The sequence below is a fragment of the Mesorhizobium sp. M1B.F.Ca.ET.045.04.1.1 genome, from assembly GCF_003952465.1.
GTDB lineage: Bacteria > Pseudomonadota > Alphaproteobacteria > Rhizobiales > Rhizobiaceae > Mesorhizobium > Mesorhizobium shonense.
The window spans coordinates 2,632,421-2,654,384 of record NZ_CP034448.1; the positions used below are offsets into that span (position 1 = coordinate 2,632,421).

Genomic DNA, 21,964 nt, shown 5'->3' on the forward strand with positions numbered 1-21,964 from the left:
CAACCGAAGGTCGGCTTGGAACCAGCGAAGGATTGAGAGATGGCCGAGCAACCCAGCGCCAAACGCCTGTCCGAGCAGGAGATGCAAGACATCCATGCCTACTGGCGTGCCGCTAACTACCTGACCATCGGGCAGATCTACTTGCTCGACAATCCGCTGCTTCGCGAGCCGCTTCGGCTGGAGCATGTCAAGCCGAGGCTGCTCGGCCATTGGGGAACCTCGCCGGGGCTCAGCTTCATCTATACGCATCTCAACCGCGCAATCAGACAGCGCGACGCAAATGTCATCTACCTCTGCGGTCCCGGTCATGGCGGACCTGCGATGGTTGCAAACACCTACCTCGAGGGCACCTACAGCGAGATCAATCCGGATATCCAATTGGACGAGGCCGGAATGAGGAAGCTCTTCCGGCAGTTCTCCTTTCCCGGCGGCATCCCAAGCCATGCGGCGCCCGATGTGCCCGGCTCGATCCATGAAGGCGGCGAGCTCGGCTATGCGCTCTCGCATGCTTTTGGCGCCGCCTTCGACAATCCCGATCTTATCGTCGCCTGCGTCGTCGGCGACGGCGAGGCGGAAACCGGGCCGCTCGCCACGTCCTGGCACTCCAACAAGTTTCTCAACCCGGCGCTTGACGGGGCGGTGCTGCCGATCCTGCATCTCAATGGCTACAAGATCGCCAATCCCACCATTCTGGCCCGCATCCCCGAAGAAGAGCTGCGAGCGCTATTCGTCGGCTATGGTTATGAGCCGCTGTTCGTCGAGGGCGATGATCCGGCCTGGATGCACGAGCGGATGGCCGCCGTGCTCGACGATGCGCTGGATCGCATCAAGGCGATTCAGGACGCAGCTCGAAACGGCGCGGAGGCTGCACCGTTCCGGCCGAAATGGCCGATGATCGTGCTGCGAAGCCCGAAGGGCTGGACCGGCCCCAAGGAGGTCGACGGCCTGAAGACCGAGGGTTTCTGGCGCGCCCACCAGGTCCCGCTCTCCGGTCTCGCGGAAAATCCGGCGCATCTGAAGATGCTCGAGGAATGGCTGAGGAGCTACCGGCCCGAAGAACTCTTCGATGCCGCGGGCGCTCCGGTGTCCTTGATCCGCGCCACCGCGCCGAGCGGCGCCAAACGCATGGGCGCCAATCCGCATGCCAATGGCGGTCTGCTGCGCCGGTCTCTCGATCTGCCGGATTTGCTCGAGCACGCCGTCCCGGTCAAGCACCCCGGAGGCGTCAAGGCGGAATCGACCCGTGTGATGGGCAACTTCCTGCGCGACGTCATGGCATTGAACCAAAGCGCGAGGAATTTCCGCATCGCTGGTCCCGATGAGACGGCCTCGAACCGGCTTCAGGATGTCTTCGAGGTGACCGAACGCGCCTGGATGGAAGACATCCTGCCCGAGGATGTCCACCTCGGCAGGCAGGGCAGGGTTCTGGAGATACTGTCCGAGCACACCTGTCAGGGCTGGCTGGAAGGCTATCTGCTGACCGGCCGGCACGGCTTCTTCTCCTGCTACGAGGCCTTCACGCATATCGTGGACTCCATGTTCAACCAGCATGCGAAATGGTTGGACGCTTGCGGCAAGCTTCCCTGGCGACGACCGATCGCTTCGCTGAACTACCTGTTGTCGAGCCACGTCTGGCAGCAGGAGCACAATGGGTTCAGCCATCAGGATCCAGGCTTTATCGACGTGGCCTTGAACAAGAAGGCGGACGTCGTGCGCGTCTATCTGCCTGCGGATGCCAACAGCCTGCTCTGCGTGACCGACCACGTGCTCAAGACATGGAACCGCATCAACGTCATCGTCGCCGGCAAGGTCAATTCCTGGCAGTGGCTCTCCATCGACGAGGCGAAAGTTCACTGCAGCGCCGGCATCGGCATATGGGAGTGGGCATCGACCGACCACGGGACCGAGCCGGACGTGGTCATGGCCTGCGCCGGCGACGTGCCGACGCTCGAGACCCTGGCCGCCGTCCAAATTCTGAAACGCGCTATTCCGGAACTGCGGATCCGGGTGGTCAACATCGTCGACCTGATGACCTTGCAGGCAAAGGAACATCATCCGCACGGGCTGTCGGATCGCGAGTTCGACGCGCTGTTCACCAGCGACAAGCCCGTCATCTTCGCCTACCATGGCTATCCATGGACCGTCCACCGCCTGACCTACCGGCGAACCAACCACGACAACATCCACGTGCGCGGCTACAATGAGGAAGGGACGACAACCACGCCCTTCGACATGACCGTGCTCAACGGCCTCGACCGCTACCATCTCGTACTGGGTGTTATCGAACGTCTTCCCGGGCCAACCGGCGCCCATGTCGACCTCAAACAGGCCATGGAAGGCAAGCTGATCGAACACCACGCCTATATCCGCGAGCATGGGCAGGACATGCCGGAGATTCTCGGCTGGAAATGGGAGCAGTCGTCGATGCCGAAGCGCCAGGCCGCCAGGACGAGCGCCGCAAAAGCGGCAGGAGCCGGCCGGCCATGACCGGTGCAATCCTCGTCCTCAACGGCGGCTCCTCAAGCCTGAAGTTCGCGGTGTTTCAGCAGCGCGACGACCTTCACCTTCTGGTGCGCGGCAGCGTTTCATCGATCGGGCGCCGGCCACGACTGCACGTCGCGCCGACGGCTGTCTCGCCCGAGATCGACATGAGCTTGGGAAACGGGCCGATCGATATTGCCAAGGCATTCGAAGCCGTGGCGTCCTTTCTCACCGATCGCGGCCTTTTGCGCCAGGTCGGGAAAGTCGGACATCGGATCGTGCATGGCGGCAGGAGTTTTGTTCGCGCGACTCGGCTCGACGAGCATACGCTCGACGCCCTGCATGGGCTTGAGCCGCTCGCCCCGATCCACCAGGCGATCAATCTCGAGATCGTCGATCTGGCCAGCCGGCTCCTGCCGGAAGCCAAGCAGGTCGGCTGTTTCGATACGGCCTTTCACGCGGCGCGGCCGGAACTCGCCAAAATCTATGGCTTGCCGCATGAGATGTCCGACCAGGGCATCGTCTCCTATGGCTTCCACGGGCTCTCGTATAGCCACATCGCCGCGAAGCTCCGTGACCGCTACGGCCCAGGGGCCGGCGGCCGGGCCATCGTCGCCCATCTCGGCAGTGGAGCGAGCTTGTGCGCCATGATGGCAGGGGCAAGCACCGCCACCACCATGGGGTTTTCGACGCTCGACGGTCTTCTCATGAGCACGCGTTGCGGCGCCATCGATCCCGGCGTGATCCTGCATCTCCTGCAGGACCGGAAGCTGTCGTCCGATCAATTGACCGAATTGCTTTACGAGCGTTCCGGCTTGCTGGGGATATCCGGCATTTCCGGCGATATGCAGACGCTGCTTGCGTCGAAAGATGCCGCGGCACGTCGTGCCATCGATTTCTTCGTCTACCGTATCGGGCGTGAGATCGGATCGCTCGCAGCCGCGCTTGGAGGGCTCGACACACTCGTGTTCACCGCGGGCATCGGCGAGCATGCGCCTCAAATCCGGCAAAGGATCTGCGAGGCCGCCGCGTGGCTGGGTGTCGCGCTCGACGATGGGTTGAACGCGAAGGGCCAAGAGCTGATCAACACCCCGGATTCGAAGGTAGAAGTACTTGTCGTTCCCGCCGACGAGGAAATCGCCGTGGCCAGAGAACTCATCAAGCTTTGAACAGCTTGCCTGCGGCCCACTCGTGTGGCGGGTGACGGCAGCGGCGCCGGGCGCGTAATCGGGGCGGGCAATCATAGGCCAGGCCGCAACGTCCGGAAGGTGACCGAGTAACGATGTTGCGCGACCGGAGGAATGCTGTGTTCCCATTCGTTCCGCGCCGGACCGTCCAGGACATAAGCGGATCTCGGTTCGACCTCGATCGTCTCCCGGTCCCATCCCGCGCCATTCTTGCGGCGTAGCCGGAAGCTGCAGGACGCCAGCAGGGAAACGCCGGCGACGAGCCCGAATTGCGGCTTGTCGCGATGCCAGCCTATGCCGGCGCCCGGCCGATACTCATTGATCAGCAGCTGCGCGAACTCGGCCGCGGGCCGGTGGGCCAGACCCGCAACCTTGTGGCGGAGCGGGAGCAGGAAATCGGGTATGGCCGCCGCCTCCACGACCTGGCTGCGATCGTAGTCGTAACGGAGGCCGAAGCCGACGACCTGCCTGTTGGCAAGATGGCCATGGAAGTCGAAGGGCTTGAACGGCAGGCCCGCAATGCGAATGGCCAATTCGCGTTCTTCGTCGCGCGTGATCAGCTCCGGTTGGTACTGGAAACCTTCCGGCAAACTTTCGGCGGCGCCAAACAGCTCGCCCTGGCGGGCCGTTGCAGTTCTGATTTTTGTCGATGGCATAACTGCCAGATAGGGAGTGCGGCCGCGCCCGCAAGGCTTCATCCTGTGCCGGACCATCCGATAACGCGGAACCTCGCGGCCGCCTGGAAATTACGCATTGGCAAGCGGGACGTCCGACATGCCTTCCACCGCGATACGGAACATGCATTACGATCGGTCGACGAGGATCCTTTCGGTTTGGTTCGTCCCGAGCGGCGACCGCTATGACTATGACGAGGTTGAGCCCGAGACCTATGCGGCGTTCAAGGCCGCTTCGTCGAAAGGGCGGTTCTTCAACGAATTCGTGCGCGATCGATACAGGTTCCATCTCGTCGAGCACGGGTGCCGCCATTGAGTGACCGGACTGCGGGACGGGTCCCCGCACCAGATGGCGGAACAAGGCAGGGTCGCTGGCTGTTATCGGACCAGGCGGACGAAAGGTCCGAGGCCGGAGCGTTGCTGATGGCGAACGATGAGTTGCCGGGTGTGCTGGCATCACTTCCCGTAATTGATGCCAAGGCCGAGCCGACGCTGAAAAGCGCTGAAGCAGAGGCCTTCTATACGAATGCGATCCGCGAGCTCGCAGCCACCGACATTCCCTTTCTCGTCGCCGGGGCATATGCGGTGAGCGCCTATACGGGCGTTGTCCGCCACACCAAGGACCTCGACATTTTCTGCAAGGCCGGCGACTGCCAGCGCATCCTCGAGCATTTCAAGGACATCGGCTACGGGGTCGAGATCGAGGACGACCGGTGGCTTGGGAAGGTGTTCGAAGGCGAGCATTTCTTCGACGTCATATTCGCCTCCGCCAACGGCACCATGCAGGTCGAGGACCAGTGGCTGGAACATGCCCGTCAGGTCGAGCTTCTGGGCAGTCGGGTCAGGATCGTCGGCCCGACCGAGCTCGTCTGGTCGAAATGCTTCATCCAGGACCGGGGCCGCCATGACGGCGCCGACATCGCCCACACCATCCTCAAGGCGCACGATCAGATCGACTGGCACAGGCTTCTCGCCCATCTCGACGTCCATTGGGAAGTGCTGCTGATGCACATCCTGAACTTCCGCTGGATCTATCCCAGCGAGCGCGGCCACATTCCGGATTGGCTGCTCGACGATCTGCTCGCGCGGCTTGCCAGGCAACGGCAACTGCCGCCGTCCCGGACGAAGATCTGTCGTGGCCGTCTGCTGTCGCAGGTCGACTATGAGATCGACGTCAAGGAATGGGGATTTGCCGGTGTCGGAGGCATGGGAGAATTCCGCGATGGCTGACAGCGTCAACGCCAAAGGCAGCAATGTAGACGGCGACGGCGCCATCAAGATCGCTGCCATAGGCGACCTGCATGCCCAGGAGGATGCCCAGACTTCCTATCGCGATCTCTTCGGCGAAGTTTCGCGCGAGGCTGATGTCCTGGTTCTTGCTGGCGATCTCACCAATCTCGGCAAACCCAAAGAGGCCGAGCGTCTTGCCGAAGATCTGCGCGCCTGCTCGATCCCCGTGGTCGGCGTGCTTGGCAATCATGACTACGAGTCGGGTTTTGTCGAGGAGGTGACGGCAACGCTTCGTCAGGCGGGCGTCCATCTCCTCGATGGACAAGCCACGGAGTTGATGGATGTCGGCTTTGTCGGCGTGAAGGGCTTCGTCGGCGGTTTTGGCGCAAGAATGCTCAGCTCCTTCGGGGAACCCGCGATCAAGGCGATGGTGGCTGAAAGCGTCAGCGAGGCGATGCGGCTCGAGAACGCAATGCGGCAAGTCCGCGCCAAACGCACCTTGGTGGTTCTCCACTATGCACCGATCCTGGAGACGGTCCTTGGTGAGCCGCCGGAAATCTTCCCGTTTCTGGGATCCTCCCGGCTGGGCGAAACGATCGACCGCTTCAAGGTGAGCGCGGTGGTGCACGGGCACGCCCATCGCGGCACCTACGAAGGCTGCACGCCGGGCGGCGCCAAGGTCTACAACGTTGCCATGCATGTCGCGAAGCCGACCGGCCGACCCTACGCGCTGCTCGAAGTCTGAGGCGCGCCTGGTCGACGCTACGCACGGTTCCGTAAAGCGCGTCGCGCTGAAACGAATTCAGGCGCCGCGCTGTAGGTCTTTGTTCCCATGCATGTCGTTGTCCCAAAACCGCTGCACACTTTTGGGCGACATGCATTAAACTTCGTCGAACCGGCTTCCTTCCTTGGAGGGATCGCGTTTCAGGACGTCCTCTTCCTCATCATCGGGCAAAGCTTCGTCGCTCTCCTCGTAGGGGTTGTCGTCGTCTTCTTCGGGAAGAGTTCCCTCCGTCTCCTGGGTATCCGGAACGCCGTTTTCCACGACCACGCTGTCCGGGAGCACCTTGTTGCCCTCAAGGGCCTCCCAGTCCTGCTGCTCAATGGCCGGAGCCTCGGTTTCGCCCTGTTTTGCCGATCGTTGCTTGTTGCGCGGGTCCATCTCGTTCTCCAACGCTAGTGTTCCCTTGAGGAACCGCTCAAGCGGCCCGTAGTTCCGCTGAGCAGAAAGCGGGGTGCCATCATACGGTGGCGTGCTACTCGATCTGCTCGAACGTGCATTGGTGCGGGGCTTTGTCGGGCCGCCAGCGCAGCAGCTTGGTTCCATGCCGGAAGCGGCCGCCGGTGACATGGTCGAACCGGACCTCCACCACCAATTCCGGCTGCACCGCTTCCCATTTCCCGCTGCGTTCGGTGCTCCAGCGGCTCGGTCCGCCCGGCGCCTTGCCGGAGAAGCCGGAACCGCCGCGCAATTTCTCCAGCTTGTCGGTGATCGCCGCGCGCTCGTCATTGCCGATGGTCGAGGTGAAGCCGACATGGTCGAGCAGGCCGCGTTCGTTGTAGAGGCCAAGGAGCAGCGATCCGACCTGGGGCTTGCCGTTCAGGTAGCGAAACCCACCCACCACGCAGTCGGCGGTGCGCAGCCGTTTGACCTTGATCATCGCCCGCTCGCCTGGCCGGTAAGGCTCGGCCAGCGCCTTGGCGACGATGCCGTCGGTCGAACCGTGCCCGGCGCCTTGCAGCCAGCGTTTCGCGGTCGCAAGGTTCGTCGTGGATGGCGAGAGCCGCAAGGAGGCCGTATTTGCCTTCGCCACGAAGTCCTCGAGTGCCGCACGCCGATCGACCAGTGTTTTCTCGAGGAGGCTCTTGCCGCCCGCCGCGACGAGCATGTCGAACAGGACCAACTGGGCCGGCGTCTCCACGCTCAGCTTGCGGATCCGGCTCTCCGCGGGGTGAAGCCGCATCTGTAGCGCGTCGAAGGAGGCGCGGCCTTCGATCTCGATCACGATCTCGCCGTCGACGACGAAATCCTTGGCGTCGAGGCCATGCAACATCGCCGTCAACTCGGGAAAGTAACGGCCGAGCGGCTTGCCGGACTTTGCCCTGAGATCGACGGCTTCAACGCCCTTGAAGGCGAGACAGCGGAACCCATCCCATTTCGGCTCGTATTGCCAGGCACCGCGGTCCTCGGGCAGCGCGTCGGCCGTGCGTGCCTCCATAGGAGGCGTGTCCGGAGGCAGCGAAAACCTGTCGCTTGATGACTCAACCATCTTGCGCCGGATATCAGGCCTCCAGGTCGATCAGGGCGATGCCGAGTTCAGGACGCTTCCTCCGGCGCAGATAGCCGGGCGACTCCAGCACCGTGATTTCGAGCGTCGGCCGCACGATGCCTTCGAGCAGATGTCCGCCGCGGGCCGATCCATCGCTCAGGCCGAGCACCGCATGGAGATGCAGGCTTGGCTTGCCGCTGTCGTCGACGGCGATGTCGCCGATGGCGCTCAGCACCTCGCATTGCTCGTCGACGGGGATCTTCCGGTAGGACTTCGACTGGACGTCGAACCAGCCGACCGTCGCCTTCTCGAACGCGCCGATCGCTGCTAGCGAGGCGCCGGTGATGTCCTTCTGGCCGGCAAACGCAGTCAGCGCAGCGATTGCATCCTCGCCGGGATCCAGCACTACCACGAATGTCCTTTGCCCGGAGGTCTCGGCAACCAGCTTCGATTTCATCTCACCCAGCAATGATAACGATGGTCTCGAACGCAAAACTCCGAGCCGGAGCACATGTTCCAGCCCGATGCAGTGACTTCTCTTGCGCTTAGACCGTGATGGCGTTTCGTTGAATCGCCATCACGATCTAACTCTTTGTTGGAGCATGATCTTTCTCCGAAAACCGGTTCCACTTTTCGGGATCATGCTCTAGCCGCCCGGCTTGTTGGTATCTGGCTCCGGGGCTGTGCCGACCGTCGGATCAGGCGCAACCGGACCGCGTTCGCTCTCCGAACCTTCAGCCTCGATCTCCTGGACTGCCTGATCCCAGTGCTCTTGCTCCCGTCCTTTCGGCCGACCTTCCCGCTCCCAGATCTCGTAGGCGCGGCGTTTTATGCGCTCTTCCCTGTCCATGGCTGCCTCCTGGGCGCCTGATACGGCGCTTGTTTACATCCAATCGGACGGCTTGATGTTTGTTCCATCAAGACAGGCGGCCTGCCGCGAGATCGGTGCAGGAAAAAATACGTGGCCAACATGTGCCGAAGTCTAGACCCCGAACGGATAGGTCTCCGGCACGCCGCGCACCGCGTGCTCAGGCCCGAGCGGCGCCACGGCGGTGGTCTCGTCGAACCAGACGAAGGCATCGAACTGCCGCGCAAGGGAGGCATCGGCATAGTGGCTGTGCAGTTCCGTTTCCGGCCGATAGATCACGCCGATAAAGCGTTCCAGCCGACGTTCGATCAGCCGGTCACGAAGGACTGGATCGCTTCCAGGATCGAGCAGGAAACGGGCGATGCCGGCGTCGTGACAAAGTCGCTCATAGCTGTCTTCGCGCGAAGGCTGCACGGACATGACTTCCATGTCGCCGTCCCAATCCCTGGCGGCAGCGACCGTGCCGGTATGCGTCCCGAAGCCGATGAGGGCGACCTCATCGCCGAACCGCTGACGGCAGAGCTGACCGATATTCACCTCGTCGCGTGAGATTCCCATATCGGTGTAGCGCGCGTCGCCGATATGGGAATTGTGCGCCCACACCACAGCTCTCGCACTTGGGCCGCGCGCTTCGAGAATATGTTGTAGCGTCTCGAACATGTGCGTGTCGCGCAGGTTCCAGGATTGCGACCCACCATAGTACATGATGCGGTAGTAGCGTTCGGCGGAAGCGATAAGCCGCGCGTTCTGCGCGGCGTCGAAAAGCTCGGCGCCGTCCTCGCCGGCATGCTCGATCTGCCTTGCCAGCATGTCCCGGCATTGCTTGAGGACCGCTTCCTCGCATTCCCTGTAGCCGCTGGTGAGCGCCGCGCGACCATAGGTCGAAGGCTCTTTCTGCCACGGGGTCAGGCAGCCATAGCGCTGTCGGGCTATCGCCGCCGCTTCAGGGTCGACGCGGTCCAGATAGTCGAGGACCGCGGCAATGGAACCGCTCATGTTGTAGATGTCGAGGCCGTAGAAGCCGGCCTGACGCTTTGATGTTCTGATCCTCCGATTATGGTTGCGCAGCCAGTCCACGAACGCCGCAACTTCGATGTTGCGCCACATCCAGGTCGGGAACCGCTGGAACGGCCGGACGGCTGCGGGCGAATGTCTGCGGTGACGCACATAGCGGTCGATCGCCGCGGCATCGGGCCAGTCGGCTTCAACCGCAACGATCGTGAAGCCATGTTTCTCGATCAGCCTCCTGGTGATCGCAGCTCGTGCCCGGTAGAATTCGGACGTGCCGTGGCTGGCTTCGCCGAGCAGCACGAGCCGCCGCTCCGCAAAGCGGTCGAAGGCTCCCGCAAAGGCCGGATCATCGAAATCCGGAAGCGGTTCGGCCGCCGCGGCGATCATCTGCGGCAGGCTCCGCGTCGGCAAATGCGAGGGGGCACGGCCGGTGCGGATCCGGTTGTCCTCCCGCCAGCCTTCTTCGCCGATCAAGGGGACAAAGCGCACCGCTCCGAAATCTTCTTCGCTATAAGTCGACGCGCCCGTGCGGGTGACCTTGAGCAGGCGCTGCTCTTCAGGATCCTCCCCGACCGGAATGATCAGCCTGCCGCCGACGTCCAACTGCTGCTGCAGCGCAAGCGGCGCGCCCGGTCCGCTCGCCGCGACGATGATGGCATCGAAGGGCGCCGCTTCGGGCCAGCCCTTGGTGCCGTCGCCCGTCCTGACCTCGATGTTGCGATAGCCGAGCTTATCGAAGCGGCGTCTAGCAGTCTCGGCGAGGCCTGCGTGCCGCTCGATCGTATAGACATGATCGACGATGCGACTCATCACGGCGGCTGCGTAGCCGGACCCTGTGCCGACTTCGAGGACCTGATCGCCGGGGCCGATCCCAGCCATCTCCAGCATGAACGCGACGATATAGGGCTGCGATATCGTCTGGCCCTCGGCAATCGGCAGCGGTCCGTCCTCATAGGCGAATTCTTCGAAGCCAGGATCCACGAAAGCTTCGCGCGGAACCTCCCGCATCGCTTGCAGGATCTCCCGGTCGTGGATGCCGCGGCGGCTGAGATGGACATCGACCATTCGACGGCGTTCGCGGGACAGGTCGAGCATGTGCTTCCTCAACTGGTCAAGGCGATGAAATCGCAAGCGCCTGCAGCAGTCTCATCAGCGGGCCTCCATCGCTCCGGCCGGCTGCCCGCGCCTCCACGTTCCGTGTCGGCGAGGATTTTCGGTTGCGCCCGGGCATGGCAAGGCTCCGCTGGATGCCTTTCGAACCAGCAGGCGCGCGGTTGGTTCCTTCGGCGTACAAAAAACGGCAAGGAAGGGTAGCAGCGGCGCCTTCGGCGATGTCGCCGGCTAGGCGATAGCCCTGATCGATGTTTCTAAGGGGTGGGGGCCTAAAGCGGACGCCAAGCGCATCCTTCGCTTCGGCTTCAAGCGTTGCTCGATGCTCCAGGCTCACCGCTCCAGGCAGATCGCCACGCCCTGGCCGCCGCCGATACAGAGCGAGGCCAGGCCTTTCTTCGCTCGGCGCCGGATCATCTCGTGGAGCAGCGTCACCACGATGCGGCAGCCGGATCCCGCCAGCGGGTGGCCGAGCGCGATGGCGCCGCCGCCATCGAGCCCGGCCTGCATTGCGGGAGGAAATCCATGTCATCCGTGCTTTGGGCGCCGGCGCCGGGCGCGTTCCAATCGTCCAAGCTTGCGCGCTTTTCGCTGGCGAACGGCTTCGACCCGCGCGACCGCAATCCGCTGCACTATGACCGCGCGCTGGCCGAGAGGTGTTCGGCAAGCTGATCGTCCAGGGTGGCGTCATTTCTGGTATTCTCAATGCACTGGTCGTGGAGGATTTGCCCGGGCCAGGGACGGTGTTTCTTGAAGTCGCCTGGAAGTTCGTCAAGGCGGTCGGCGTTGACGAGGAGATCACCGGGCGGGTGGAGGTCAAGGAAGTGCGCCCCGACAAGCCGATCTGCAAGATCGAGACCAGCGTGCGCAATGGCCAGGGCGAGCTTTGTCTCACCGGCACCGCGACGGTGTTCACCGTGCCGCTGCAAGGCGCATGAGCGCGGCGGACGACAGCCAGGCTGGCATAGCCGACGACGGCGAACGCTGGCGCGTGTTGTCGCTGCTTTGCCTGGCGGTCGTACTGTCGCTGACAACCTGGTTTTCGGCGACCGCCATCCTGCCAGAGCTGAAGCAGGAGCTCGCGCTCGGTCCCGACGCCGAGGCCTGGCTGACCAACGGCGTTCAGGTAGGCTTCGTGATCGGCGCGCTGGCCGCGAGCATGGTCAACCTTCCCGACCTGGTGCGGCTCAGCCGTCTCATGGCGGCGGCGGCATTTGTTGCGGCGCTCGCCAATACAAGCCTGCTGCTCAACCTTGGGCCGGGCGGCGTGATCGCCGCGCGCATCGTCACCGGCATGGCGCTCGCCGGCGTCTATCCGCCGGCGCTGAAGCTGGTGGCAACCTGGTTCGCGCGCGACAGGGGGCTGGCGCTCGGCGCGGTCATCGGTGCGCTGACCATCGGCTCGGCGCTGCCGCATCTCTTCCGCGCCATCCTGACCGCGCTCGACTGGCGGCCGGTGGTTGCCGCCGCCAGCGTGGCGACGGCCATCGGCGCGCTGCTATTCTTGCTTTTTGCCAGGGAAGGGCCCTATCCCTTCGGCAAGGCGGTGTTCGAGCCTTCGCGCATCGGGCAGGTGTTTCGCGAGCGGCCACTGCTCTTGGCCAATCTCGGTTATCTCGGGCACATGTGGGAGCTCTACGCCATGTGGGCCTGGCTGCTCGCCTATACGCGCGCCGCGTTCGAGGCGCAGGCGATCGGATCGGCCGCGGCCGCCTCGCTTTCGACCTTCTTCGTCGTCGCCTCCGGCATCCTTGGCTGCCTGTTGGGCGGCTATCTTTCGGACCGCATCGGCCGTACAGCGACCACCGCCGGCATGATGATCGTCTCGGGAAGCTGCGCGCTGCTGATGGGCTTTTTGTTCCCCGGTCCGCTCTGGCTCTTCATGCTGGTCGCCATCATCTGGGGCATTTCGGTGATCGGCGATTCGGCGCAATTCTCCGCCGCTGTGACGGAACTCGGCGACCGCCGCTTCGTCGGCACAGCTCTGTCGGTGCAGCTTGGAGCTGGCTTTGCGCTGACGGTGCTCGCGATCTGGCTGACGCCGCGCTTTGCCGACTTCATCGGCGGCTGGCGATGGGCCTTCCTGCTGCTGGTTCCCGGCCCGGCTCTTGGAGCGATCGCCATGCTGTGGTTGCGAAATTTGCCGGAGAGCGTGAAAATGGCTGGCGGTCTCCGTTAGGGAGGCGCTGCCGCTATTTTGAGTCGCGGCAAATGATTTTGCGGCGGGCTGAAGACCGAATGGAACAGATGACCAGAATGCGTGGGCGTCCTCGTTGTGACCAGGAAGATGCCGCCGCCGCCGAAGCGTTCCGCTCGATCGGCTCCAAGGTCCAGCTCAACCGCGACGAGGCCGCACCGCTTTGGGTCCAGTTGCGCAACCAGGTGGAGGAGGCGATCAACACCGGGCTGCTGGCGGCGAATTCCCGCATCCCGTCAACCCGCTAACGCGGGTTCTCCAAGCGGTTCGTCTTGCGCCACTCCTCGTACTCTCCGCGGGCATCGTCATGCAGCGGATAGTAGCGCTGCAACGGCGCGCCCTGCATCAGCTTCTCTCGCGAGAAGTCCTCCCAATCGTGATGCTTCTTCGCTTCTTCGATCACCTTCGGGGCCATTGCGACTGGAACCACCACCACCCCGTCATCGTCGGCGACGATGATGTCGCCGGGGATCACCGTGACCCCGCCGCAGGCAATCGGCACGTTGACGGCATTGGGATAAATGCTGGTCTGCACATGATAATTTGGCGTCCAGCCGCGCAGCCACAGGGGCAGATCGAGCTTTTCGACATTGGGCCGGTCGCGCATGCATCCGTCGATGACGATGCCCGCGCCGCCTCTGCCCTTGAAATACGTCGACATCATATCGCCGAAGACGCCGGAGCTCATGTCGCCGCGAGCGTCGACCACGACCACATCACCCTCCTGCGCGTGATAGAGCACGTGCCGGTGCAGTTGCGTCTCTGGATCTGCATATTCCCCCTCGGTGAAGAGGTCCGGCCGCTGCGGCATGAATTGCAGCGTCAGCGCCGGCCCGACGATCGACTTCCCGTGGTTCTGCGCCACCGGACCGACCATGTGCGGATTGCGGAAGCCCATGTGGCCAAGCGTGCCGGCAACCGTCGCGGCACCGATCTCCCTTAGCGCGTCGATCAGGTCTCTGGGCGGCCGGGTGATGTCGGGAGTATGCGTCATGGTGGACTCCGGTTGAAATTGAGCTACCAGTTCGTAACAGAACCGTCGCGGCGCTTGAGGTGGGGCGCCTCCCAGAAACGGAAACTCTCCGCCTGGATCGCCGCTTCGTTGATCTCAACGCCGAGTCCCGGCAGATCGCTGACCGGATAATCGGTCCCGTCGAGCCGTGGTTGCATGGGGAAGAAGTCGGAATTGTCGAAGCCCAGCTTCCTTTCGGGCGCCCTGGTCTCGAGCCAGGCGAAGTTGGGCACCGCGGCGGCGAGATGCACGGTCGCGGCCGTGCACACCGGACCGAGGGGATTGTGTGGCATCAGGTCCACATAATGCGCCTCGCTCCAGCCGGCGACCTTCATTGCCTCGGTCAGCCCGCCGACATTGCAGACGTCGAGCCGGTTGAACTGGTGGATGCCGCGCTCGATATAGGGCAGGAACTGCCACTTGCTGGCAAATTCCTCGCCGATGGCAAAGGGGATGTCTGTCATCCTGCGCAGGGATTCGTAGGCCTCCGGCGTCTCGTCGCGTATCGGCTCCTCGAGGAAATCAAGCACGCCGCGACCGAGCTTGTTGCAGAAGCTCGCCGCCTCGGCCACCGACAGCCGATGATGGTAGTCGATGCCGAGGACGACGTCCTCGCCCAGCGCCTCGCGCGCCTTGTTCAGCATATTCGCGGTAGCGCCTATCGACTCGCGCGGCTCGAATATGTCCCTGCTGCTCTGCCCTACGGGGAAGAAGCGGATCGCCTGCCACCCCTGCGCGCGCAGTTCACGGGCTCGTTCGATGGCCGCGTCGCCCTCGGCCTCGTCTCCGGTCGAGGCGAAGGTGGGGATGCGGTCGCGCTGCATGCCGCCGAGCAGCTCGTAGACCGGCACCCCCAGCGCCTTGCCTTTGATGTCGTGAAGGGCGATGTCGATGGCGGAAATCGCCGCCTGCAGGACTCGCCCGCCTTCGAAGTACTGGCTGCGGTAAAGCTCTTGCCAGATGCGGCCAATCCGCATCGGGTCGCGGCCGATGAGAAACTCGCGGTAGTGCTCGATCGCGCCGGCCACGGCCCTCTCGCGACCGCTCAAGCCGCTCTCGCCCCAGCCGAAGATGCCCTGGTCGGTCTCGACCTTGACGAGCATCTGGTTACGAGTTCCCACCCACACCGGGTAGGGCTTGATCGCGGTGATCTTAAGTTTCGTAGTCATTCGTGCCCACGTTCCACACGCATCCTCGTCTCAGTTGGCCCAGTCTCAGTTGGCCCAGTTTCAGTTGGCATTGAGGGCCATTTCGGTTTCGCCGTCGAACAGGTGCATGCGCTCCTGGTCGAACTCGAGCCAGATCTGTTCGTCAGGTATGACGGCGATGTTGGGGGACACGCTGATGTTGACGATGGCGCCGGAGAGGAACGCTTGCACGAAGGTGACGTCTCCGGTCGGTTCCACCGTATAGGCCTTGGCCGGAATGGCGCCGGCGACCGCGCTCTTGTGCAGCTTGATCGTCGAATGCCGCGCACCGAGCACGACCTTTTTGGTGGCCGCTCTCTGGACCTTGCGCGCGTTGAGTTGCGACAGCTCGAGGCTCCAGCCTTCCGCGCTCGTCAGAACGGTGTCGCCGTTTGCCGTCGATGCCTCCAGCGGAATAAGGCTCATCGCCGGGCTGCCCACGAAGCTCGCGACGAACATGTTTACGGGATGGGCGAAAACTTGCGCCGGCGAATCGTATTGCTGCAGGTAGCCGCCATTCATCACAGCCATCCTGTCCGCCATGGTCACGGCCTCGAGCTGGTCGTGCGTGACATAGATGATCGTCGCCTTCAGGTCCTGATGGAACCGTTTGATTTCGGACCGCATCTGCACGCGCAGCTTTGCGTCGAGATTGGAGAGCGGCTCGTCCATCAGGAACACCGCCGGATCTCGAACGAGGGCGCGGCCCAGGGCCACGCGCTGCTGTTGCCCGCCCGAAAGTTCGCGCGGCTTGCGCTCGAGCAGCTGCGTCATGTCGAGCACGCGCGCCGCTTCCCTGACCTTCTTGTCGATCTCGTCCTTGGGCAGTTTGCGCATCTGCAGCGGGAACGCGAGATTCATATAGACCGACTTTTGCGGATAGAGCGCGTAGTTCTGGAACACCATTGCGATGTCCCGGTCCTTAGGGTCGAGGTCGTTGACCACCCGGTCTCCGATGACGATGTCGCCCGATGTGATCGAGGTCAGACCCGCGACGAGATTGAGCGTCGTTGTCTTGCCGCAGCCCGAAGGGCCGACCAGCGCAACGAATTCGCCGTCATTGACCGTCAGCGAAACCTCGTTGACCGCTTTGAAGCCGCCATAGGTCTTGACGAGATCTTTTAGGACCACGTGGGCCATCGGCAACTCCTAATGCTTGACCGCGCCTTCCGTCAGGGCGCGTACGAAGTATCGTTGCAGGACGAGGAACAGCACCACGACGGGCACGCTCATCATGAAGCTAGCCGCCATCAGGCCCGGAAAGTCCGTCGTGTTTTCCGAGAAAAAGCGCTGGATGCCGACCGGCAGCGTCAACTGTTCGTTCTTGGAGAGGAAGGTGTAGGCGTAGATGTACTCGTTCCACGCGCCGATGAAGGAATAGATCGCCGTGGCGATGATGCCAGGCGCCGAGAGCGGCATCACGATCAGGATGAAGGCTTGCAGCCGCGTCGCCCCGTCAATGCGCGCCGCCTGCTCGAGCTGCACCGGAATGTTGTCGTAGAAGCCCTTGAGGAGCCAGATTGCCAGCGGCAGGCCGAAGGTGAGGTAGGTGAGAACAAGCGAACCATGCGTGTTCACCAACCCGATCGCGCGCATCAGGATGAAGAGCGGCACGAGAAAGATTACCGCCGGGAACATGTTGCGCAGCAACACGGCGAAGAACAGGAAGTTCCGGCCGGGGAAGGTGAAGCGCGAAAACGCGTAGGCCGCAGGAACCGCCACGATCACCGAAAGGATGGTCGTGGCGGTCGAGACGAAAAGGCTGTTCCAGAAGAAGCGGAGGAAGTCCTGGCCGACGCTGTTCTGCGGATCGAGCAGCTTCTGGTAGCTGGCGAGGGTAGGCTGGTCGGGCCACCATTGCGGCGGGAATTGCATTGCCGCGAAGCCGGACTTGATCGAGGTGAGCAGCATCCAGACCATCGGCAACGCGGTGTAAAGCAGCATGAACACCAGGAAGAAGCGCCCGCCCCACCGCCATCCGTCGACGCGCGCGCGGCGGCGACTGGGCTGGCCTCGAGAGGTTGTCTCGGCAATCGTGCTCATGCGCTCCCGACCTTCCGCTCGTTGCCGCTCAGCGCGCGGACGTAGAAGTAGCCGAGCGTCATCAGGATGAGGAACAGAAGCACCGAATAGGCCGATGCCACCCCCCAGCGCTGGCGGCCGAAGGCGAGCTCATAGATGTGGGTGATCCAGATATGCGATGCGTTCGACGGCCCGCCGCCGGTCATGATCCAGGGGATGATGAAGGAATTGAAGTTGGCCACGGCCAGCAGCAGGATCGTCACCGTCGAGACGTTCCTCAGATGCGGGAAGGTGACGTGCCAGAAGCGCTGCCATGCGTTGGCCCCGTCGACTTTCGCGGCGCGCAGCAACTGGTCAGGGACGGTCTGCAGGCCGGCCATCATCATGATCATGGCGAACGGAAACTCGCGCCAGATATTGACGACGATCAGGGAGGGCAGCACCGTGCCGACGCTGTCGATGAAATTCGGCGGCCGGTCGGCCAATCCGAGCTCGACCAGGATCGCGCCGATGATGCCAAAGTCCGAATGGTAGATCCATTTCCAGATATAGGACGCGGCGACCGCGCTGATGACCCAGGGGATGATCAGGATGGCGCGCAGGATACCGCGGCCGACAAAGTCGCGATGGAGCGCCAGCGCTGTGGCAAACCCCAGGACGAAGGAGATGAAGGTGGATCCCACTGTCCAGACAAGGGTGTTCCAGGTGACTTTCCAGAACACCTCACTTTTAAGGATGGCCGTGTAGTTGTTGAAGCCGACGAAGATCTTATCGCGGAGCTGCAGGCCGGGCGGCGTGTTGAAGAAGGACAGCTCGATCGTGTAGTAGATCGGATAGGCGATGACGATCAGCATCACGGCGATCGCGGGGAGCACATACGCGTAGTCGGCGCGATGCTCCCACATCTTTCGTAGCAGACCGGACCAGCCAGGTTGCAATTTTCGGCGAACCTCGGTCCTGCCGCTCACGATCGTCACTTTGGCGTGCCCTTGTTCTTCGGAACGAACCGGCTGCGTTGTCGGCGCAGCCGGTGAGATCGCAGGTCAGGTTTCTGCTAGAGTCCGCCGCCCATCAGGTCCTTTACCTTCTTGGCCGCATCGTCCGCCGCCTGGTCGACAGTCATCGCTCCGGTCAGGGCATTCTGCAGCATGTCCGGAACGATGATGTTCATGATCTCGGGCGACTGCGGCAGGGCCGGGAACGGGATGCCATATGGCAGCATCGAGGTCGTGACATCGAGGAACTTGATGCTGTCCAGACGCTCCTTCATCCATTTGGTCTTGAAGCCGTTGAGGTTGCCGGGGTTCGAGCCGGCATAGGCCATTTTCAGCGACCATTCGGGGCTCGTCCACATGCAGATGATGGCCTTTGCCGCCGGCTCGTCCACCTTGCCGCCCTCGACATATTCAGGCTTCAGGATGTGAATGTTCGAACCGCCGAACACGACGGCGCGCTTGCCGTCGGGACCCGTCGGAATGAGGCCGTAGCGCATGTTGTCGATGACGGTCTGCGCCTTCTCCTTGTCGGGACCGGTCGCCTTCTTCTGCAGGTCGAGCATGACGTTGTAGTCGGACGGGTGCGAGATCATCATGCCGAGCTGGCCGGCGAGGAACAGGGGCTGGTTGTCGGCCTGCTGGTTGGTGAGCGCCGAAACCGGAACCGATTTGTCGCGAACATACATGTCATAGGAGGCCTGCAGCGCCGCCTTGCTCTGCGGGCTGTTAAGCTCAATGTCCTTATAGGTCGGGTTCGCCGTGGCTTCGTCGAAGACGCCGCCGCCATAGGCCCATAACTGAGGCATGAAGCGGTACGGCGTATTGCCGGCATTCTTGCGCGCCACCAGACCGTAACCGGAAATGCCGAGCTTGTCGTGAATCTGCTTGGAATACTTGACCACGTCGTCCCAGGTCGCCGGAGCCTTGTCCGGATCGAGGCCCGCGCGCTTGAAAATGTCGGCATTCCAGATGAACGCCATCGTTTCGTTGTTGGTTGGGATGCCGTAGGTCACCCCGTCCCAGGTAACCGCCTTCATGGCGCCGGGCCAGAAGTCCTCGGTCGAATACCCGACGTCCTCGGGCTTGAGCGGCTGCAGGTAGCCCTTTGAGGCGAACTCGGTGCCGCCCAGGATTTGCAGGCGGACCGCCATCGGCGCGGCATTGCCGAGCAGCGCCGTGCGGAACTTGTCGAGAAGGTCGTTATAGGTGAGGGCCTGTTCCTCGAGCTGGATGTTCGGATAGGTCTTGCGGAAAGTCTCGAAGAAATCCTTGTAGTATTGGCGCAGAAGGTCGGGGTCACCCTCGAACACGCCCTGGTACCAGAAAGTCAGTCGTCCCTTGTAGTCGAGCGGGGTGACCTTGCCGCAATCGGCCGCCGTGTCAAAATCCTGTGTGCCCGCAATCGAGCGCACATATTCCGGCGACCACTTGCTCAGGTCGACCGGCGGCGCACCCAGCGCCGAGGCCGACATCAACGATGCCATTAAAGCCGTCGAGACAGTGCCACGCAGGACGGCACCGCCGAGTGTAATCCTCCTCATAGGTCTCCTCCAGGTTCTCTCCCATGCCGCTCTGCGTCGAGGCAAGCGGTCCTTGCTCATTCGATCGCGGGACATTTTCCGGTTCTATGTATCCCTTCGACCACTTTGTACGTTTTCAGATCACAGATTGCCTGTCAACGAGCAGAATCGTACATTGTTTTATCGAAGTCGAGCGTGATATAGGGCAGGGTGTGTGCTGAATTGGGGGAACTGCCTTGGCGGAAACGAGCGATTTTAAAGCGGAGCCACCCGCGGGGATTGACCCCATAGGGGCCTCCAGCGAGGGCGCCTCGCTTTATGAATTGATCAGGGAAGACATCATCGAGGGACGGCTGGCCGCCAACGAGCGGCTTGTGGTCGCCGATCTTGCCCGGCGTCACGGCACCTCGACCAACCCCGTGCGCGAGGCCCTGCAATTGTTGCGCGGCGAGGGCTTCGTCATCTTTGCCCCCAACCGCGGGGCGCGCGTGCGACCCATAGATCAGGAATTTGTCCGCGATATCTATGAGATCGGCGTTTTGATCGAGCCGGCCCTGACGCGATGGTTCGTGAACATGGCCACCGGCGAGGACATCGCGGAACTCGAACGTCTTCAAGGCCTGATTGAGGAAAACAACTTCGCCGACACGTTCAGGCACAGTGAGCTGGATACCGCCTTCCACACCGTCATGTACCAGCGGCACTACAACCGCCATGCCGCCGAGCTTTGGTGGAAGCATCGCGAAGTGCTGCGAGCCGTGAGCCGGCGTTTCGATTTCACGCTGGCGCGACGTGCCGCGATCCTTCGCGAGCACCGCGAGCTCATCGCGCTCGTGAAGGCGGGAGATGCCGACAAGGCGGCCGAACTCGTTGCTCGCCATGTCGAGGGCTCCGGCCGGCACATCCTCGAACACATGCGTGCGCGCAATGCCGCTCGGGCCGGATAGAACATCCGGTCCAGAACATCGTTATCCTGACCACTTCGGACAAAGGTAGATGAGATGAAAATCACGAGCATTCGGCCGTGGCTGATCAAGTCCGACGCTTCTTATTGGGGAGAGTACCTGTTCGTCGAAGTGACGACCGACGAGGGGGTGAGCGGCTGGGGAGAAATCACCACCACGACAAAACTCGCCAACCGCGCGCTCTGCACGATCCTGCGGCAGATCGGCGTCGCCGTGACAGGCGAGGACCCGGCGCGTATGGAGTATCTCTGGCACAAGATTTTCCGCAGCTTCACCTACATGGGCAGCCGCGGCGCCGCCGTCGAATGCGTGAGCGCCATCGACATAGCCCTCTGGGACATACAAGGCAAAGTCCTCGGCAAGCCGATTTACGAGCTGCTTGGCGGGCCGGTACGCGATGAGATCGCCCTCTACACCCATCCAAATCAGGCCAAGTTCACCAGCAAGGAGGCCGTGGTCCGCGAAATTCACGACATCGTCGAGTCCGGACACACCGCGCTCAAGTTCGATCCTTTCCCCCACCAGGGCCGCAGCGTCGATGGCGTGCCCCGCGAACGGCGGGACGGCTACCTCGATGGCAGCATGACACGCAAGGATGAGCGCGAGGCGGCCGAACTCACGGCCCTGATCCGGGAAACGGCGGGCCCTGATGTCGACATCCTGATCGATGCGCATGGCCGCTTCGACGTCCCCACCGCCATTCGCCTCTGTCGGAGTCTCGAGGAAGCCGGCCAGATCGACTGGTTCGAGGAGCCCTGCCCACCCGAGAGCCTTAACGCCCTCAAGCAGGTGCGCGAGAAGGTCAGTGCCGCTATCTCGTGGGGCGAGCGCGGCCACACGAAGTGGGATTTCGTGCCGGTGCTCGAGAACAAGCTCGCCGACTACATCATGCCCGACGTCACCTGGACCGGCGGCATTACCGAGCTCAAGAAGATTTCCGCCCTATGCGAAGCCTATTACGTCCCGGTCTCGCCGCACGACGCCGCGGGACCGATCAACGTGGTCGCGGGAGCGCAGGTGATGATGACGGTTCCCAACTTCTACAAGCTCGAAACGTCGGAGTGGAACCTCTCCAAATACGATCACCTCATCGACGCACCGCTCGACGTTTCGAACGGCAGCCTCAAGCTGACGTCGAGGCCGGGTCTCGGTGTCGAGATGAACCGCGACTACTTGCAGGCCCATGAGATCGAGCTGGGCTAGCACTGCTTAAAGCAGGCCAGCGGGCGGGGCGG

General features: G+C 62.8%; 23 protein-coding genes and 1 pseudogene. 11 read left to right on the top strand and 13 right to left on the bottom strand.

The window, feature by feature from the left end; translation table 11 throughout:
- Window positions 1–39: 39 nt before the first annotated feature.
- Window positions 40–2,487, top strand: a complete 2,448-nt coding sequence (locus EJ071_RS12910; RefSeq protein ID WP_126098210.1) for a phosphoketolase family protein — start codon at window positions 40–42, stop codon at window positions 2,485–2,487.
- A complete protein-coding gene (locus EJ071_RS12915) occupies window positions 2,484–3,650 on the top strand; it encodes an acetate/propionate family kinase (protein ID WP_126098211.1) in 1,167 nt (388 codons plus the stop codon). Before EJ071_RS12910 ends, EJ071_RS12915 begins: the two co-directional genes overlap by 4 nt.
- 71 nt (window positions 3,651–3,721) lie before the next feature.
- Here the strand turns inward: EJ071_RS12915 and EJ071_RS12920 are convergent, their stop codons facing one another.
- A complete protein-coding gene (locus tag EJ071_RS12920) occupies window positions 3,722–4,324 on the bottom strand; it encodes an alpha-ketoglutarate-dependent dioxygenase AlkB (RefSeq protein WP_126098212.1) in 603 nt (200 codons plus the stop codon).
- Between the two features lie 142 nt (window positions 4,325–4,466).
- Here EJ071_RS12920 and EJ071_RS12925 point away from each other — a divergent pair, with 142 nt between their 5' ends.
- The 3 genes from EJ071_RS12925 (at window position 4,467) to EJ071_RS12935 (ending at window position 6,317) form a co-directional block, all read left to right on the top strand.
- Window positions 4,467–4,658, top strand: coding sequence for a KTSC domain-containing protein (locus EJ071_RS12925; RefSeq protein ID WP_348628139.1), 192 nt, complete (start codon window positions 4,467–4,469; stop codon window positions 4,656–4,658).
- 107 nt (window positions 4,659–4,765) lie between these two features.
- Window positions 4,766–5,572, top strand: a complete 807-nt coding sequence (locus EJ071_RS12930) for a nucleotidyltransferase (protein ID WP_126098214.1) — start codon at window positions 4,766–4,768, stop codon at window positions 5,570–5,572.
- Window positions 5,565–6,317, top strand: a complete 753-nt coding sequence (locus tag EJ071_RS12935) for a metallophosphoesterase (protein ID WP_126098215.1) — start codon at window positions 5,565–5,567, stop codon at window positions 6,315–6,317. Before EJ071_RS12930 ends, EJ071_RS12935 begins: the two co-directional genes overlap by 8 nt.
- A 135-nt stretch (window positions 6,318–6,452) precedes the next feature.
- Here the strand turns inward: EJ071_RS12935 and EJ071_RS12940 are convergent, their stop codons facing one another.
- From EJ071_RS12940 to EJ071_RS12965, 6 genes and pseudogenes are all read right to left on the bottom strand, one after another.
- The gene (locus EJ071_RS12940) at window positions 6,453–6,734 is read right to left on the bottom strand and encodes a hypothetical protein (protein ID WP_126098216.1); all 282 of its coding nucleotides are present in this window, start codon (window positions 6,732–6,734) and stop codon (window positions 6,453–6,455) included.
- A gap of 94 nt (window positions 6,735–6,828) precedes the next feature.
- Window positions 6,829–7,842 carry an ATP-dependent DNA ligase gene (locus EJ071_RS12945; protein WP_126098217.1) on the bottom strand — a complete coding sequence of 338 codons (1,014 nt, stop codon included), beginning with the start codon at window positions 7,840–7,842 and terminating at the stop codon, window positions 6,829–6,831.
- A 13-nt stretch (window positions 7,843–7,855) separates the two neighbouring features.
- Window positions 7,856–8,299 carry a PPC domain-containing DNA-binding protein gene (locus EJ071_RS12950; protein WP_126098218.1) on the bottom strand — a complete coding sequence of 148 codons (444 nt, stop codon included), beginning with the start codon at window positions 8,297–8,299 and terminating at the stop codon, window positions 7,856–7,858.
- A 189-nt stretch (window positions 8,300–8,488) separates the two neighbouring features.
- Window positions 8,489–8,692 carry a DUF2934 domain-containing protein gene (locus tag EJ071_RS12955; RefSeq protein WP_126098219.1) on the bottom strand — a complete coding sequence of 68 codons (204 nt, stop codon included), beginning with the start codon at window positions 8,690–8,692 and terminating at the stop codon, window positions 8,489–8,491.
- Window positions 8,693–8,824: 132 nt separating this feature from the next.
- Window positions 8,825–10,816: a protein-L-isoaspartate(D-aspartate) O-methyltransferase gene (locus EJ071_RS12960; RefSeq protein ID WP_126098220.1), complete on the bottom strand. Its 1,992-nt coding sequence runs from the start codon at window positions 10,814–10,816 to the stop codon at window positions 8,825–8,827.
- Between the two features lie 348 nt (window positions 10,817–11,164).
- A pseudogene (locus EJ071_RS12965) lies at window positions 11,165–11,320 on the bottom strand (acetyl-CoA C-acetyltransferase); the annotation flags it as partial.
- A gap of 36 nt (window positions 11,321–11,356) precedes the next feature.
- Here EJ071_RS12965 and EJ071_RS39375 point away from each other — a divergent pair.
- The 4 genes from EJ071_RS39375 to EJ071_RS12980 are packed head-to-tail and all read left to right on the top strand — an operon-like array spanning window position 11,357 to window position 13,276.
- Window positions 11,357–11,503, top strand: coding sequence for a hypothetical protein (locus EJ071_RS39375; RefSeq protein WP_245460216.1), 147 nt, complete (start codon window positions 11,357–11,359; stop codon window positions 11,501–11,503).
- Window positions 11,488–11,769: a MaoC/PaaZ C-terminal domain-containing protein gene (locus EJ071_RS12970; RefSeq protein WP_245460217.1), complete on the top strand. Its 282-nt coding sequence runs from the start codon at window positions 11,488–11,490 to the stop codon at window positions 11,767–11,769. Before EJ071_RS39375 ends, EJ071_RS12970 begins: the two co-directional genes overlap by 16 nt.
- Window positions 11,766–13,010, top strand: coding sequence for an MFS transporter (locus EJ071_RS12975; RefSeq protein ID WP_126098221.1), 1,245 nt, complete (start codon window positions 11,766–11,768; stop codon window positions 13,008–13,010). Before EJ071_RS12970 ends, EJ071_RS12975 begins: the two co-directional genes overlap by 4 nt.
- Before the next feature lie 59 nt (window positions 13,011–13,069).
- The gene (locus EJ071_RS12980; protein ID WP_245460218.1) at window positions 13,070–13,276 is read left to right on the top strand and encodes a hypothetical protein; all 207 of its coding nucleotides are present in this window, start codon (window positions 13,070–13,072) and stop codon (window positions 13,274–13,276) included.
- Here the strand turns inward: EJ071_RS12980 and EJ071_RS12985 are convergent.
- From EJ071_RS12985 to EJ071_RS13010, 6 genes are all read right to left on the bottom strand, one after another.
- Entirely contained in the window at window positions 13,273–14,022 is a 750-nt protein-coding gene (locus EJ071_RS12985; protein WP_126098222.1) for a ribonuclease activity regulator RraA, read from the bottom strand. The genes EJ071_RS12980 and EJ071_RS12985 overlap by 4 nt on opposite strands.
- A gap of 23 nt (window positions 14,023–14,045) precedes the next feature.
- Window positions 14,046–15,209 (bottom strand): mandelate racemase/muconate lactonizing enzyme family protein, encoded by a 1,164-nt coding sequence (locus tag EJ071_RS12990; RefSeq protein ID WP_126098223.1) that lies wholly within the window; start codon window positions 15,207–15,209, stop codon window positions 14,046–14,048.
- Between the two features lie 60 nt (window positions 15,210–15,269).
- Window positions 15,270–16,367, bottom strand: a complete 1,098-nt coding sequence (locus tag EJ071_RS12995) for an ABC transporter ATP-binding protein (protein ID WP_126098224.1) — start codon at window positions 16,365–16,367, stop codon at window positions 15,270–15,272.
- Between the two features lie 9 nt (window positions 16,368–16,376).
- Entirely contained in the window at window positions 16,377–17,270 is an 894-nt protein-coding gene (locus tag EJ071_RS13000; protein ID WP_126098225.1) for a carbohydrate ABC transporter permease, read from the bottom strand.
- The gene (locus tag EJ071_RS13005; protein WP_126098226.1) at window positions 17,267–18,226 is read right to left on the bottom strand and encodes a sugar ABC transporter permease; all 960 of its coding nucleotides are present in this window, start codon (window positions 18,224–18,226) and stop codon (window positions 17,267–17,269) included. The genes EJ071_RS13000 and EJ071_RS13005 overlap by 4 nt, the downstream gene beginning before the upstream one ends.
- 77 nt (window positions 18,227–18,303) lie before the next feature.
- Entirely contained in the window at window positions 18,304–19,785 is a 1,482-nt protein-coding gene (locus tag EJ071_RS13010; protein WP_126098227.1) for a sugar ABC transporter substrate-binding protein, read from the bottom strand.
- A gap of 215 nt (window positions 19,786–20,000) precedes the next feature.
- Here EJ071_RS13010 and EJ071_RS13015 point away from each other — a divergent pair, with 215 nt between their 5' ends.
- Both EJ071_RS13015 and EJ071_RS13020 read left to right on the top strand, forming a co-directional pair.
- The gene (locus tag EJ071_RS13015; RefSeq protein WP_126098228.1) at window positions 20,001–20,711 is read left to right on the top strand and encodes a GntR family transcriptional regulator; all 711 of its coding nucleotides are present in this window, start codon (window positions 20,001–20,003) and stop codon (window positions 20,709–20,711) included.
- A 54-nt stretch (window positions 20,712–20,765) separates the two neighbouring features.
- A complete protein-coding gene (locus EJ071_RS13020) occupies window positions 20,766–21,932 on the top strand; it encodes a mandelate racemase/muconate lactonizing enzyme family protein (protein ID WP_126098229.1) in 1,167 nt (388 codons plus the stop codon).
- Window positions 21,933–21,964 lie beyond the last annotated feature (32 nt).